This is a genomic window from Mycobacterium sp. IDUB_36, from assembly GCF_055419225.1.
Window position 1 is genome coordinate 1,446,481 of record NZ_JBVAXH010000001.1, and the last position, 15,436, is coordinate 1,461,916.

General features: G+C 68.5%; 12 protein-coding genes. 8 read left to right on the plus strand and 4 right to left on the minus strand.

Annotation, left to right across the window (positions count from 1 at the left end; translation table 11 throughout):
- Nucleotides 1–144: 144 nt before the first annotated feature.
- The 3 genes from ACZYW1_RS07100 to ACZYW1_RS07110 form a co-directional block, all read right to left on the minus strand.
- The gene (locus tag ACZYW1_RS07100; protein ID WP_463784413.1) at nucleotides 145–465 is read right to left on the minus strand and encodes a hypothetical protein; all 321 of its coding nucleotides are present in this window, start codon (nucleotides 463–465) and stop codon (nucleotides 145–147) included.
- Nucleotides 466–549: 84 nt separating this feature from the next.
- A complete protein-coding gene (locus ACZYW1_RS07105) occupies nucleotides 550–1,461 on the minus strand; it encodes an ROK family protein (RefSeq protein ID WP_463784415.1) in 912 nt (303 codons plus the stop codon).
- Between the two features lie 7 nt (nucleotides 1,462–1,468).
- A complete protein-coding gene (locus ACZYW1_RS07110) occupies nucleotides 1,469–5,653 on the minus strand; it encodes a glycoside hydrolase family 38 N-terminal domain-containing protein (protein ID WP_463784416.1) in 4,185 nt (1,394 codons plus the stop codon).
- 70 nt (nucleotides 5,654–5,723) lie between these two features.
- Between ACZYW1_RS07110 and ACZYW1_RS07115 the strand changes: the two genes are divergently transcribed.
- From ACZYW1_RS07115 to ACZYW1_RS07150, 8 genes are all read left to right on the plus strand, one after another.
- The gene (locus ACZYW1_RS07115; protein WP_463784419.1) at nucleotides 5,724–6,335 is read left to right on the plus strand and encodes a DinB family protein; all 612 of its coding nucleotides are present in this window, start codon (nucleotides 5,724–5,726) and stop codon (nucleotides 6,333–6,335) included.
- A complete protein-coding gene (locus ACZYW1_RS07120) occupies nucleotides 6,322–7,233 on the plus strand; it encodes an alpha/beta fold hydrolase (RefSeq protein ID WP_463784420.1) in 912 nt (303 codons plus the stop codon). Before ACZYW1_RS07115 ends, ACZYW1_RS07120 begins: the two co-directional genes overlap by 14 nt.
- Before the next feature lie 52 nt (nucleotides 7,234–7,285).
- The gene (locus ACZYW1_RS07125) at nucleotides 7,286–8,635 is read left to right on the plus strand and encodes an ABC1 kinase family protein (protein WP_463784422.1); all 1,350 of its coding nucleotides are present in this window, start codon (nucleotides 7,286–7,288) and stop codon (nucleotides 8,633–8,635) included.
- Between the two features lie 3 nt (nucleotides 8,636–8,638).
- Nucleotides 8,639–9,541, plus strand: coding sequence for an alpha/beta fold hydrolase (locus ACZYW1_RS07130; protein ID WP_463784423.1), 903 nt, complete (start codon nucleotides 8,639–8,641; stop codon nucleotides 9,539–9,541).
- Nucleotides 9,542–9,667: 126 nt separating this feature from the next.
- On the plus strand, nucleotides 9,668–10,531 hold the full coding sequence (locus ACZYW1_RS07135; protein ID WP_463784425.1) for a cyclopropane mycolic acid synthase family methyltransferase: 864 nt from the start codon (nucleotides 9,668–9,670) through the stop codon (nucleotides 10,529–10,531).
- Nucleotides 10,532–10,652: 121 nt separating this feature from the next.
- The gene (locus ACZYW1_RS07140) at nucleotides 10,653–11,549 is read left to right on the plus strand and encodes a cyclopropane mycolic acid synthase family methyltransferase (RefSeq protein WP_463784427.1); all 897 of its coding nucleotides are present in this window, start codon (nucleotides 10,653–10,655) and stop codon (nucleotides 11,547–11,549) included.
- 98 nt (nucleotides 11,550–11,647) lie between these two features.
- Nucleotides 11,648–12,340 carry a YciI family protein gene (locus ACZYW1_RS07145; protein ID WP_463784429.1) on the plus strand — a complete coding sequence of 231 codons (693 nt, stop codon included), beginning with the start codon at nucleotides 11,648–11,650 and terminating at the stop codon, nucleotides 12,338–12,340.
- 7 nt (nucleotides 12,341–12,347) lie between these two features.
- Entirely contained in the window at nucleotides 12,348–13,571 is a 1,224-nt protein-coding gene (locus ACZYW1_RS07150; RefSeq protein ID WP_463784431.1) for an RNA polymerase sigma factor, read from the plus strand.
- Here ACZYW1_RS07150 and ACZYW1_RS07155 read toward each other — a convergent pair.
- Nucleotides 13,568–15,436 carry a fatty acyl-AMP ligase gene (locus tag ACZYW1_RS07155; RefSeq protein ID WP_463784432.1) on the minus strand — a complete coding sequence of 623 codons (1,869 nt, stop codon included), beginning with the start codon at nucleotides 15,434–15,436 and terminating at the stop codon, nucleotides 13,568–13,570. The two genes, ACZYW1_RS07150 and ACZYW1_RS07155, sit on opposite strands and share 4 nt — an antisense overlap.

A 15,436-nucleotide genomic window follows, 5' to 3' on the forward strand; every position in this document is an offset into this window, starting at 1 on the left:
AAGGTCTGCCTCGTCCTCCTGCGTGGGCCGCCCGGGTACTCCCGGACCTTCGACCGATTGCTCGGTGACCGACGGTCTTCGGTGGATCGCCGCCCACCATACAGTGAGCGGTCGTCAACAGGCAAAACGGCGATGTCCCAGCCGTCACAGCCCGGAAGCGGGTGTCCATCTGCCCGCCTCTGAGCGAATTACCGCGGCTCGCAATGCGAGCTCACGTTGCCTGATCCGATGCTCCGTACCGCGCGGCATCTCGCCAGGACCATAGATTCCGCGCCTGATGTGGCGGACCCGCCCGCGCCGGCACTCCCATCGCAAAGCGTCCGATACCGACTTGTTGGCCGGGGCGTCGGCCGTGAAGCCGTGCCGCACCAACGCCTCGACCAGCTCGCCGATCGTCGCTCGGCCGTGGCGCGCCAACTGCATCGTGAGGACGTAACGCAACTCGATACCCCGCAGCGTGGTCATCGCAGCAACATCACACGCCGGTACGACATCGCCCGGCAATTCGCTCAGAGGCGGGCACATCGGTACCCGGCCGGCCGATGTGGCTCAGGTGACGGACGAGACCAGTGCGGCGGCGCCGATCAGCCCCGCGTCGCCGCCGAGCGCGGCCGGCACCACCCGGAGGCCGCGGATGAAGCTCAACCCGGTGTAGCCGGCCAGCGCCGCCCGCAACGGGTCGAACAGGATCGGGCCCGACCTCGCCACTCCCCCGCCGATGACGACGAGGTCGAGGTCGCACACCGCACCGACGGAGGCGATCATCGCGGCGAGTGCGGTGGCGCTTCGCTGAAACGCCCTCAGCGCCAACGGGTCACCGGCTTCGGCCGCGTGGCCGAGCGCGACAGCGTCGGCACCGGGCGGCCCGGCCCAGCCGTTGCCCAGCGCCCACCGGGTCATCCACGGTCCGGACGCAACGGTCTCGACGCAGCCATGACCGCCGCAGGGGCACGGCTGACCGTCCAGCTCGACGACCACATGGCCGACGTGCCCCGCGTTGCCGGTCCGGCCGTGATAGGGCTGACCGTCGAGTACCAGTCCGCCGCCCACCCCGGTCGACACCACCATGCCCAGGACGAAGCGGGCGCCCCGGCCCGCGCCACGCCAGTGCTCGCCCAACGCCATGCAGATGGCGTCGCCGGCCAGCCGCACCGGCACGTCGGGCAGCGCCTCCGCTACCCGGTCGCGTAGCGGAAACCCTTGCCAAGAAGCGACATTGACCGGGCTGACAGTCCCGGCGGACAGGTCCACCGGTCCCGCGGACCCGATACCGACCGCCCGGATCGCACTGCCGGCCACTGCTGACGCGTCGCCGATCATCCGCGCGATGACCGCCCAGACTTGCTCGGCGTCAACACCTTTGGGGGTGGGCTCGACGGCGCGGTGGACCAGCTCGCCGGCCGGGTCGACGAGTCCGACGGCGATCTTGGTACCGCCGATGTCGAGCGCCAGGGTCAGCATCGGCGGATCAACGAACCGTGACCTTCACCGCGGGTGAATACACCAGTTGCCCGGCGCAGCCCACCCGTATCAGCGCCCACCACTGGCCCGGCTGAACCCAGACCGGCGGGCGCACATCGAAGCCGAGTTCCACGCGACCGCGAGCGGGCAGCACGGCGCCCACAGTCGACGGGCCGATCCACTCCCAGGTCCCCCACGGGCTGACCAGATGGGCCTGGAGGTTCACCTCGGCGTTCGCGTCGGTGCCGACCGTCACGGCAATCCGCGCCGAGTCGCCCGCGGCCACCTCGACCTCGGTCGGGCCGTCGACCAGATACACCAGGCCGTCGTCGGCCGCGCCGCCGACCGACACCACGCACACGTCCTCCACCACCTGATGCCAGGACGCCGGAAGACCCGCGCCGGCGGGCCGTAGCTGCGCCCGGATCGGGTACAGTCCCGGCTCGGCATCCGGCGGGATATGCACTGCGACATCGGTTTCCGAATAGGCACCGGGCTGCAGTGCGAAGGGCCGCTCGGCCGGGGTCGTCGACCAGCCCGGTGGGCTGAGCAGCGTCACGCTGCCGCCGAGCGGCGCGTCGGTGCAATCGCTGGCGACGGTCAAGCGCAGCGCCAGATCGGCGGCACCGGCCGCGACCCGGTGGGGATGCAGGTGCGCGACAACGGGCAATCCGCCCAGCGGGGCCGGCCCGTTGTTGTGCAGCCAGTAGCGCGCATAGAGCGGTTGCGCGGCTTCGGCGTTCGGACCCAGCGACGTGGTCCCGGATGCGATCCGGTGTTGGAACTCGAGCCGCGCCAACTCGGTGCTGATCTCGTAGCCCTGCAGCGCGGTGGACCGGCGATCGCCCGGCTGGTCCGGCCGCGGCGTCTCCAGCAGGTCTGCCGCACGGAGGTCGGAGAAGGTGCCCAGCGCCGAACGCAGGACGGCGTCGACGCTGCGGCCGTTGGTCTCGACCAGCCGGATGGCCAGCGCGGCGGGATCGACCGCTTGGGCGCTGTTGCGCGCCAGCGGGTTTCCCGCCGGTTTGAGGGCGGAGACGTGGACGCCCTCGACGGGTTCGGCTTCCAGCAGCGAACCCGCGGCGGGCAGCGGGCCGGTTCCGCCGGGGCTCGCGGTGACGAGCATCGGCTCGGAGAATTCGGCGCTGCGCGCGGGGATGGCGGCGGCGCGCCAGTCGCCCTCGCCGACAGCCAGCGCGTAGTCGAAGGTGTGGGTCCAGTGCTGCAACTGGAAGCTGCTGCCGTCGGGGCCGGTGCGGCGCGGTTCGTCGATCCAGGCTCGCGACGGCCAACCGGTGCACGACCGCATCAACGCGGAGTGCAGCGTGCCGTCGATGTCGACGGCGAAGCTCGGCACCCCCCGGTTGAACAGTGCGACCGTCCGAGATTCGTAGTGCTGCAGACCGGTCGGCGCGTGTTGGTCGATCGTGATCTCGGCGTCGTCGAGGTCGGCGGCGACGTCGGCCACGTGGGCCGCGAGGTCGGCGTCGTCCGTGGCGGCGATGACCAGCACCGGCAGCGCCAGCGGCTCGCGCAGGTCCGCCCCGGGGATCCAGCCGTCGACCAGTGACGCCGTCGCGGGCACCCACACCAGGGCCCGGCCGGAGTGGGCCAGCTGCCGGTCGACCTCGGCGGCGTAGGCCGGGTCGGCGCTCGCCAGCAACGTCTTGGTGAACGCGTTCTGGCCCGGGCCACCGACCGCGATGCGGACGTCAGGCAGGTTGGAGTCGGCGCCGAGGTAGCCGTACCGCGGACGGTCGGCGCCGCTGCACGTGGCGGTCACGCCCGCGCGCGCCAAGGCCACCGTCAGCGACCGGGCCAACGGCGCCGACTCCGTCTCCGCCGGCACCACCACCTCGGCGACCGACAGCGCCCGCACGCCGGCACGGTCGCGCACCCGCGCGGCCGACGACAGGCCGAACCAGCCGAAGGCCGCGTTGTCCAGCGTCCACGGGTGACGCGCCGAGTCGACCGGGTCAGACCCGTTGTGCAGCAGGGCGAATCCTCGTCCGACGACCGCGTCGCCGACTTCGCTGACCGGCATCGCCCCCGGTATCGGGCAGGGCCAGCGCAGGCGTAGCAGTTGGTCGGCGTCGCCGAACTCGTCGATGGTGGTCCGACAGTCCACCCGATCCACTCCGCGCCACAACGTCACCGTCTGGGTGTAGCGGAGCAGGGTGCCGACCCGGCCGCGGACGGTGATCCGCTGGCCCACCGCACTCTGCTCGGCGCTGACCTGCGCCGCCGACTCCGACGAGCTGACGACGGCTCCGTTGGGCACCAGATGCCACGGCCCTTCGCCCTCGCTCGGGTGGGCCGCGTACTCCTGGTAGACCGCCAGCTCGTTGCCCACCCGACCGGCGGCGATCAACTCATGACCCCGGTGGGTCAACGACGACACCCCGCCCCCGCGCGCCGGGTCGACCACCAGCCGGTAGTGGTCGTTTGCTATCTCGTTGCCGTACAACGGCTTCCAATGCGCGTCGGCACCGCCTTCGGCCACCCGGTAGGCCCGCCACCCCAGCGACGGCACATCCCGCGCCAGCCAGCTCACCGTGTGACCGGCGTCCTCGACCACCGCTGGAAGCTCGATCCCGTCGGCGTCGACCAGCGACACCCCGGCACCGACGGGCTCGTCGAGATGCACGGTGACGATGTCAGTTCGGTTGCGCACCAGCGGGTTCCACACGATCAGGGATTCGCCCGCATCCACCGCCCCGGACAGCACCGCCAGCGACTTGTCCCGCGCAGCCCGGCCGAGCTCCCAGGCCTCCCGCCAGCCCGTCACCAGGTCCAGGTACACCTGGTCGGACTCCGACCCGGTGATCGCGTCGTGGTGGGCGCCGTACACCAGCTGCAGCCAAGCTTTGGCCAGTGCCGCCTGCGGATACTCGCTACCCGAGAGCAGCGCGGCGAACACCGCGAACTTCTCGGCCGCCAAGACCGCGTGCTCCGCGGCACGATTCGCCTGCTTGGTGTCGATGTAGGAGACATGACAACCGGTGTAGATCGGGTTCATGTCCCGGGTCTGCGGGGACGCCTCGCCGCCGCGGGAAGCCAATTCGGCCCGCACCGCGGCGAAGAACTCCCGCGGCAGCGCGCACACGAACCGCGGCCAGGTGTAGCGCTGCGCCCAGTCCCGGTGAATCTCGTTGACCCACCGGTTCGGTGGCGTGTAGTCGGTGCCCACCGGCAACAACACGTTGCGGGTCAGCGCCACCTTCTTCAGATCGTCGAACAGCCGGTAGGTGGCGTCCTCGGCGTCGGCGAGCGACGTCGAGTCGTCCATCCACCAGCCGGCCGCATAGTGCGCAGGCATGTAATGGGTGAGCAGGCCGCGTCCGGACGGGGAGATCCATTCGAACTCGCTGGAGAACTGCATGCCGTCGACGCCGTCTTCGTTGTGCGTCGGGCCCCACTGATGGTGTGGTCCCCGCGCCCACGCGCTCGACGTCAGACCCGCATCGGCGGCCATGCCGGGAAATTGCGGGTCGTGCCCGAAGACGTCGAGCTGCCAGGCGGTGGCCGGGTCGGCGCCCAGCACGTCACGTTGAAAACCTAAGCCGTGCACCAGGGTTCGAATCGTGGTCTCCGGGTGCACCAGGTTGGTGCTGGGCTCGTTGTAGGTGCCGCCCATGATCTCGACGCGGCCCTCGGCGATCAGCCTGCGCAGTTCGGCGCGGAGTTGCGGATGGGTGTCCCAGAAAGGTTTGAGGTAGTCGACTTCGGCCAGGACGAACTTGTAATCCGGTTCCTGGCGCGCCCTTTCGAGGTGCATCTGGATCAATTCGAAGGCGTTGGTCTGTCGGCACCGGCCGGGCGGGTCCTCGGTCCACAGGCTGGTGTAGGCGCCCTGGGTGTTCCACCACACCGGGTCGTAGTGGAAGTGACTGACCATGAACATGGTCCAGCCGGGTTCGGCGACGACGAAGTCAAACGACACCGAGCTCGAACCGGCGTGCACCGAGGCCTGGTGCCGCTGCCCGATCACCGGACGCTCGACCGTCACCGGCACCTCGACGGTGCACTGCCCGTCGGCCGGCTCAGCCGGAGCCGAGCCGTGCAGCCCGTCACCGTCGACACGAACGCGCACCGGCTCGGTGACACCGTCCAGCGTCACCCGAACCAGCTGCACCGGCGCGTCCGCCGGGCCCACGAAAAGCTCGGTCGACTCCGCCGAAATCACCTGCATTCCCGCACCCTACGACTTCGCGGAGGCACCGGGGTGAAAGGCTTGAGACACGTCGCCGAAAGGACCGCCGATGCCCGCTCTCGCCTCGCCCGTCGCTGACGAACGCGACGCACTGCGCGAGTACCTCGCCTACCACCAGAGCGCGTTCTTCGCGGTGGCCTACGGCCTGACCGACGAGCAGGCCCGGACCCGCCCGACGGTCAGCGAGCTGTCGGTCGGCGGACTGATCAAGCACGTGACCTGCATGCAGCGCACCTGGATGTCGCGGGTGGCCGCGGCACCCGACGCACCGCCGAAAGACCCTCGCTCGTTCGACGAGATCGCCAAGGATTTCGCCGATCAGCACGTCATGCGCGACGACGAGACGCTGGAGCAGCTGCTCCACGCCTTCACGGCCGAGAACGCCACGGCGCTGAGGCTGGTCGAGACGGCTGACCTCGATGCGAAAGTACCTGTACCGCAGGATATCCCGTGGTTCCCGAAGGGGATCAAAGACTGGTCGGTGCGGTGGGTGATCCTGCATGTGATCAACGAGCTGACCCGGCACTCCGGGCACGCGGACATCATCCGCGAAAGCGTCGACGGCGCCACCATGTACGAGCTGCTGGCCGCTCTGGAGGGCTGGTCGATCGACGGATTCGTTCAGCCATGGAAAGCCGAGCAACCCGGTGCAGACGCGTAGCGGCCGCGCCGACAGCGGCGCCGTCGAGCTGTACTACGAGGACCTCGGCAACAGCGAGGACCCCGCCGTCCTGCTGATCATGGGCCTGGGTGCCCAGCTGCCGATGTGGCCGGACGGCTTCTGCGCCCGGCTGGTGCGACAGGGCTACCGGGTGATCCGCTTCGACCACCGCGACACCGGACTGTCGGCCAAGATGCACGGGATGCGGGCCGCGGGCTCGGTGTACCGGCGGGTCGGGCGCTACCTGGTCGGCCGCCGCAGTCAGGTGCCGTACACGCTCGAGGACATGACGGCCGACGTGGTCGCGCTGCTCGACCACCTCGACATCCGCACGGCACACGTCGTCGGCGCCTCCATGGGCGGCATGATCGCGCAGATCCTGGCCGCCACCGAACCGGACCGGGTCTCCTCGCTGGCCATCGTCATGTCGACCACCGGCAAGCCGTTCTCCCGGCTGCCGGCGTGGCGGGTGATTCGGCTGGCGTTCAACGCGCCCGGCGAGGGCGCGACCGACGACGAGAAGCTCGCCTTCGAGGTCCGCAATGTCGCGGTGTTCAACGGCCCCAATTTCCTGCCGCCCGAAACCGAGCTGCGCCGTCGCGTCCGGGAACTCGCCGACCGGTCCACCTCTCCGGCCGGCATGTTGCGCCAGTTCGACGCCGTGCTGGGCACCGGCAGCCTGTTGCGCTTCAGCCGGGCGATCGCCGCGCCGACGGTGGTGCTGCACGGTTCGCACGACCCGATGCTGCGTCCGCGCAACGGCCGGGCGGTCGCCGCGGCCATCCCCGGTGCCCGGTACGTGGTGATCGACGGGATGGGCCACGACCTCCCCGAACCGGTGTGGCGGCCGATCGTCGAAACGTTGACCGAAAACTTTGCCAGGGCCGCACGACGGTGAGCGGGCTCACACGAATTGGGACTTGTTCCGACCCATTTGAGACACTGCATAGATGAGTTCCAACAACCACCGTGGGGTTGCCAGGCTCGACCGGGTGCCGTTGCCGGTCGAGGCGGCTCGCATCGGCGTGACCGGTTGGCAGCTCACCCGCACTGTCGGCCGCATCCTGACCAGGCTGCCCCGCAAGGGTCCGGTGCAGCAGAAGGTCATCAAGCAGCTCCCGCAGACCTTCGCCGACCTGGGCCCCACCTACGTCAAGTTCGGCCAGATCATCGCGTCGAGCCCCGGTGCTTTCGGCGAGCAGCTGTCCCGCGAGTTCCGCGGCCTGCTCGACCGGGTCCCACCGGCCGACAGAGACCAGGTGCACAAACTCGTCAAAGAGGAGCTCGGCGGCGATCCGGCCGACCTGTTCGCGCACTTCGACGAGCACCCATTCGCCTCGGCGTCGATCGCCCAGGTGCACTACGCCACCCTGCACACCGGTGAAGAGGTCGTCGTCAAGATCCAGCGGCCGGGAATCCGGCGCCGGGTTGCTGCCGACCTGCAGATCCTCAAACGCTTTGCGCAGGCGGTCGAGCTGGCCAAACTGGGCCGCCGGCTGTCCGCGCAGGACGTCGTCGCCGACTTCTCCGACAACCTGGCCGAAGAGCTGAGCTTCCGCCTCGAGGCACAGTCGATGGAGGCCTGGGTCTCCCACCTGCACGCCTCGCCGCTGGGCAAGAACATCCGGGTTCCGCAGGTGTACTGGGACCTGACCTCGGAGAAGGTGCTGACGATGGAACGGGTGCAGGGCATCCGCATCGACGACGTCGCCGCCATCCGCAAGGCCGGCTTCGACGGCACCGAGTTGGTCAAGGCGCTGCTGTTCAGCCTGTTCGAGGGTGGCCTGCGGCACGGCCTGTTCCACGGCGACCTGCACGCCGGCAACCTCTATGTCGACGACAAGGGCCGGATCGTGTTCTTCGACTTCGGCATCATGGGTCGCATCGATCCGCGGACCCGCTGGCTGCTGCGCGAACTCGTGCACGCGTTGCTCGTCAAGAAGGACCACGCCGCGGCCGGCAAGATCGTCGTGCTGATGGGCGCGGTCGGCACCATGCGCCCCGAAGCCGAGGCCGCCAAGGACCTGGAGAAGTTCGCCACCCCGCTGACCATGTCGACGCTCGGCGACCTGTCCTACGCCGACATCGGCAAGCAGCTGTCCACGCTGGCCGACGCCTACGACGTCAAGCTGCCGCGCGAGCTGGTCTTGATCGGCAAGCAGTTCCTCTACGTCGAGCGCTACATGAAACTGCTCGCCCCGAAGTGGCAGATGATGTCCGACCCGCAGCTCACCGGATACTTCGCCAACTTCATGGTCGAGGTCGCCCGCGAACACAACGAATCAGAGCTAGAGGTCTGACACATGCAAATCCGCACCGGCACAGCACGTTCGGGCGATTTGGACATCTACTACGAGGACATGGGCGAGCCGACCGATCCGGCCGTCCTGCTGATCATGGGCCTCGGTTCGCAGCTGTTGCTGTGGCGCGACGGGTTCTGCGAGAAGCTGGTCGCCCAGGGCCTGCGGGTGATCCGCTACGACAACCGCGACGTCGGACTGTCCAGCAAGACCGAGCGACGCAGCAACGGCGGCGCGATGATCCCGAGCATGGTCAAGTTCTTCGTGGGCGTTCCCGGCAGCGCGGACTACCGGCTCGAAGACATGGCCGATGACGCCGCCGCAGTGCTCGACCACCTCGAGATCGACAAGGCCCACATCGTCGGCGCCTCGATGGGCGGCATGATCGCCCAGATCTTCGCGGCCAGGTTCAAGGAACGCACCCGCTCGCTGGCGGTGATCTTCTCCAGCAACAACCAGCCGTTCCTGCCGCCGCCGCACCCGCAGGCGCTCTTCGCGGTGCTGCGGGGCCCGTCGCCGAAGTCGCCGATCGACGTGATCGCCGATTACTCGGTGAAGGTCTGGCGGATCATCGGCAGCCCGCGCTATCCGGCTCCCGAGCAGCGCCTGCGTGACGACGCGATCCAGGCCTACGAACGCTGCTACTACCCGTGGGGCACGGCCCGGCATTTCAGCGCGATCATCGCCAGCGGCAGCCTGGCCCGCTACGACCGGCAGATCACCGCACCGACCGTCGTCCTGCACGGCAAGGCCGACAAGCTGCAACGACCGTTCGGCGGCCGGGTGGTGGCCCGCGCGATCAAGGGGGCCCGCCTGGTGCTGTTCGACGGCATGGGCCACGACCTGCCCGAAGAGCTGTGGGACGACATCACCGGCGAGCTGACCACCACGTTTGCCCTGGGCTGACCGGGGGTTTCGACGATTCGGTCTGACCAGGCCGATCGACTAGGCTGTCGGACGGATCGCCGGGGGGCGGGCAGTCACACTCACCGCGGGTGGATACCTAAAAAATCCAGGAAGGCGCGTTGCGCGATGGCCGAAAAGCTGAGGCCGCATTTCGAAGACGTCCAGGCTCACTACGACCTGTCCGACGAGTTCTTTGCCCTCTTCCTCGATCCCAGCCAGACCTACAGCTGCGCCTACTTCGAGCGCGAGGACATGACGCTGGAGGAAGCCCAGCAGGCCAAGGTCGACCTGGCCCTGGGCAAGCTCGGCCTGCAGCCCGGGATGACGCTGCTGGACGTCGGCTGCGGCTGGGGCAGCACGATGCGCCGCGCCGTCCAGAAGTACGACGTGAACGTCATCGGGTTGACGCTGTCGAAGAACCAGGCCGGTTACGCCCAGAAGACGCTGGACGCCATCGACAGCCCCCGCACCAAGGAAGTCCGCCTGGCCGGTTGGGAAGAGTTCAACGAGCCGGTGGACCGGATCGTGTCGATCGGCGCGTTCGAGCACTTCGGCCACGACCGCTACGACGACTTCTTCACGATGGCCAACAACGCCCTGCCCGACGACGGGGTGATGTTGCTGCACACGATCACCGCGCTGGTGCCGTCGCAGATGACCGAGCGCGGCATGCCGTTGACCTTCGAGCTGGCGCGATTCATGAAGTTCATCGTCGACGAGATCTTCCCCGGCGGCCGGTTGCCGTCCATCGAGATGGTTGAGGAGCGGTCGTCGCAGCACGGCTTCACGCTGACCCGCCGGCAGTCGCTGCAGCCGCATTACGCGCGCACGCTGGACTGCTGGTCGGCCGCGCTGGAGGCGCACAAAGACGAGGCCATCGAGATCCAGTCGCAGGAGATGTACGACCGTTACATGCACTATTTGACGGGATGTGCCAAGGGATTCCGGGTTGGGTATGTGGACGTCAACCAGTTCACCCTGGAGAAGTGATCTCGATCGGCGCGCAGAACAACCGCGTTGTTACTCCGGCGTCTGATAGAGCCGGGTATTGTGCTCACGCAGCCGGGTTGCGGTAAAAGCCCAGGCAGTAGGAAAGGGTTAACGAACGCTGATGCCTGATAACCAAGACAGCTCGATACAGACACGGACGCGTCCGGAGGACATCCAGGCGCACTACGACCTCTCTGACGACTTCTTCGGACTGTTTCAGGACCCGACGCGGACCTACAGCAGCGCGTACTTCACCCGCGAGGACCAGACGCTGGAGGAAGCCCAGATCGCCAAGGTCGATCTGAACCTCGACCGGTTGGACCTCAAACCCGGTATGACGTTGCTGGACATCGGCTGCGGCTGGGGCACCACCATGCGCCGGGCGGTGGAGAAGTACGACGTCAACGTGATCGGCCTGACGCTGTCCAACAACCAGCACGCCCGCGCCCAGCAGGTCCTGGACGGTCTGGACACCGACCGCACCCGCACAGTGCTGCTGCAGGGTTGGGAAGACTTCCACCAGCCGGTCGACCGGATCGTGTCCATCGAGGCGTTCGAGCACTTCGGCTTCGAGAACTACGACCACTTCTTCAAGAACACCTTCAACATCATGCCCGACGACGGTCGGATGACCGTGCAGAGCAGCGTTGCCTACCACCCGTACGACCTGAACGCACGCGGCAAGAAGGTCACCTTCGAGACGGCGCGCTTCATCAAGTTCATCCTCACCGAGATCTTCCCCGGCGGCCGCCTGCCGTCCACCGGGATGATGGTCGAGCACGGCGAGAAGGCGGGCTTCGTTGTGCCCGAGCCGATTTCGCTGCGGGAGAGCTACATCAGGACCCTGCATCAGTGGGGTGACGCGCTCGAGGCCAGCAAGGACAAGGCCATCGAGATCCAGTCCGAGCAGGTCTACGACCGCTACATGAAGTACCTGCGCGGCTGCGAGTTCTACTTCTCCGAGGAGATGCTGGACGTCAGCCTGGTCACCTACCTGAAGCCGGGCGCCGCCGCTTAGATGTTTCTGCCGCGCGGCTGTCGGATTCGGGTCGCGCCGTTCGTCGGACAGGTAGAGAGTGGAACACCAGGTTCTGCTCACTACCAAAGGTGACGACGATGCAGTATCTCGCTTTGCTGTTCCGCCCCGAGCGGAACCTCACGCCCGACGAGCACGCGGCGGAGATGGCGCTCTACCAAAGCTTCCACGCACAGGCGGGTCCGGCGATCCGGGCCGGTGATGCGTTGGTGCCACCGGCCACCGGTGCGCGCATCACGGGCGGGCCGGACGCGCCGACCGACGGCCCGTTCGCCGAAGCCGCCGAGATCGCCGAGGGCTATTACGTGTTCGAGGCCGAAAACCTGGACGACGCACTGGAACTGGCCCGTGGTATTCCGGCCGCGCGCTACGGCGCTATCGAGGTCCGGCCGATCTTTCACACCGTCGACGAGCAGTGGGCACGCTCTGATGCCCAGTGGCTGGCTCTGCTGCTCGAGCCGCCCGAGGGTGTCAACATCCCAGGCACTCCGGAATGGCAGGCCGAAGCCGCGAGCCACTTCGACTTCGCCGCCGCGGCCGGTGACCAGATTGTCGGCGGCGCGGCCTTGCATGAGCCGGCGACGGCGACCACCGTCCGGGTCCGCGACGGCGAGGTGTTGCTCACCGACGGCCCGTTCGCGGAGAGCGCCGAGATCGCGACCGGCTTCTACCTGCTGTCCACCGCCGACCGCGACGAAGTCGTCAAGCTGGCCGGCAAGATCCCGGCTTCGGCGATCGAGGTCCGCAAGCTGGCCGGGGCGTCGGGGCTCTAACTCACCAATGGTGAACCTGGACGGCGTCTTTCGGCGCGAGTGGGGTCCGGCCGTGGCCGCGCTGGCCCGGTGGTCGGGTGACCTCAGCGTCGCCGAGGACGCCGTTCAGGAAGCTTTCGCCGAGGCGTTGCGGGCGTGGTCGCGCGACGGCGTTCCCGACAACCCCGGGGGCTGGGTGCTCACTGTGGCGCGCAACCGCGCCCTCGACCGGTTGCGTCGCGAGTCGGTGCGACCGAGCAAGGAGCTAGCGGCCATGAAGGACTACGTCGACCGGATCCAGCGGCGCACCGAGCTGGACCTCCACCCGGTCCGCGATGACGAGCTGCGGATGATGTTCACCTGCGCGCACCCGGCACTCGACCGGTTGTCGCAGCTGGCGCTGACGCTGCGGTTGGTGTCCGGGTTGACCGTCGCCGAGATCGCCCGCGCGCTACTGCAGACCGAAGCGGCCGTCGGACAACGTATTACCCGGGCCAAGGCGAAGGTGCGGCACGCCAACATCCCGCTGCGGGTGCCCCCGGCCGAGCTGCTGCCGCAGCGCACACCGCATGTGCTCAGCTGCATCTACTCGGTGTTCACCGAGGGGTACTGGTCGACCGCCGGGCCGTCGGCCATCCGCGACGAGTTGTGCGACGAGGGCGTCCGGCTGGCAACCGAGTTGTGCACGCTGATGCCCACCGAACACGAAGCACACGCATTGGCGGCCCTTGTGCTGCTTCACGATTCGCGGCGCGATACCCGGGTTGACGCCGACGGAGCTCTGGTGCCGCTCGAGGAGCAGGACCGTGGCCGCTGGGACCGCGGCCGGATCAGCCGCGGCCTGCAGCGGATCACGCTGGCCCACGGGTCCACCGGACCGTACCTGCCCCAGGCGGTGATCGCCGCGGCGCATGCGACGGCGCCCTCCTGGGAGCAGACCGACTGGCGCACGATCTGCACGGCCTACGACCGACTCGTGGCCATCACGGATTCGCCGGTGGTGCGGGCGAACCGGGCGCTGGCGGTGGGGTTCCGAGACGGCCCGGACGCCGGGCTGGCGGCGCTGGACAAGGTCGCGCACGATCCGCGACTACAGCGTTCGAACCTCGTCGCATCGGTGCGCGCCGACCTGCTGCGCCGCGCGGAACGACCGGACGATGCGCTCACCTGGTATCGAGAGGCGTTGGCGTCCAACGGTTCCGACCCGGGGCGGGACTATCTGCGTCGCCGGATCGCCGAGTGCGGCGGTTAATGGCCGCGGTGCCCCAGCTCGCCGTTGAGGTAGAGCGCCCGGCACGCCCGGCGCGCGAGTTTTCCGCTGGTGGTTCGCGGGATGACGCCGGCCGCCACCAGCAGCACATCGGCCAGCGGCAGGCTGTGCCGGCGCGACACCGCCGCGCGAATGGTCTCGATCACCGGCTGTAGGTCCGCCCGGCCGGCGCCCGGGGCCCGTTCCGCGACGATGACGACGCGTTCACCGACCTCGTCGGCGGGTGCTCCGGGCACCTCGTTGGCCGGCACCGAAAACGCTGCCACGTAACCGGATCGGACTTTCGGTGAGGCCGCCGCGGTGGTGGCTTCGACGTCCTGCGGATAGTGGTTGCGGCCGTCGACGATGATCAGATCCTTGATCCGGCCGGTGATGTGCAGCTCACCGTCGAGGTAGACGCCGAGGTCGCCGGTCCGCAGCCAGGTGGCCCCGCTCGGTGCTCCCTCGGCATGGCTGCCCTGCTGCAGGGGCCGCTGCAGCTTGTTGCCGAACACCCGCTCGGTCTCGTCGGGGCGCGCCCAGTAACCCTGGCCGATGTTGTTGCCGTGCAACCAGATCTCGCCGATCTCCCCGTCGGGCGCTTCGGCTTCGGTGTCGGTCTTGACGATGACGCCCCATTGGCTGCGGGCGATTCGACCGCACGACACCGACGCGACGGCGTTGGGTGCATCGCGGGCCACCTTGACCGCGCAGTCCCTGCTCAGCTGCTCGCGGTCCAGGTAGACCACGGTCGCCTCGGCGGACAGGTCGATCGTCGCGACGAACAACGTCGCCTCGGCCATGCCGTAGGACGGCTTGATCGCCGTCGTCGGCAGACCGTAGGGGGCGAAGGCCGCGTTGAACTTCTCGATCGAGGCGATCTTCACCGGCTCCGAGCCGTTGATCAGCGATACGACATTGGTCAGGTCGAGGTCTTCGCCGTCGTCCGGACGGCCGCGCTCGACCGCGAGCTCGAACGCGAAGTTCGGGGCCGCGGCGAAGGTGGGGCCGTGCTGGGATTCCGCGGCCAGCTGACGAATCCAGCGTTGGGGCCGTCGGACGAAGGCCACCGGCGACATCAGCGTCACCTGGGTGCCGAACACCGCCACGCACACGATCATCAGCAGGCCCATGTCGTGATACAGCGGCAACCAGCTGACACTACGGATGTCCCAGTCGATTCCCGTCGAGATCACCATCTGCAGCACATTGGTGCCGATCGCCCGGTGGGTGATCTCGACACCGACCGGGGCCCGGGTGGAGCCCGACGTGTACTGCAGGTAGGCAATGTCGTCGGTGTCCAGGTGCACCGGCGTGTAGGTGGCGCCGACCGAGTCCGGCACCTCGTCGATCGCGATCACCCGCGGTCGACGCTCACGCGGCAGCGAGCGGACGAACTCCTGGACCGCGGCCCCCGCGGCGGTCGTGGTCAAGACCACCGAGGGCTGGGCGTCGTTCAGCACCGCGTTGAGGCGCTCGGCGTGGCCGGGAAACTCAGGCGCGAACAGCGGCACCGCGATGTCGCCCGCCTTGATCGCCGCGAAGAAGCCGACGATGTAGTCGATCCCCTGCGGCGCCAGGATTGCCACCCGGTCACCACGGGTGGTGATCTGCTGCAGGCGAGCGCCGACGGCCCTCAGCCTGGTGCCCAACTCGCCCCAGGTCAGCTCGATCGTCGTCCCGTCGGGATCATGGGAGTAGTCGAGGAATCGGTAGGCGATGGAATCGCCGATGTCGTCGATGTGGCGGTCCAGAAAGGTGACCAGGCTGACGCCGTCGGGCAGCACGATGCTGCCGTCCGCGTCGAGGTAGTCAGTCAACTCCGGCCGGTCAAACCGACTGCCGTCGTTCTCCGAGGCAACTGGCAT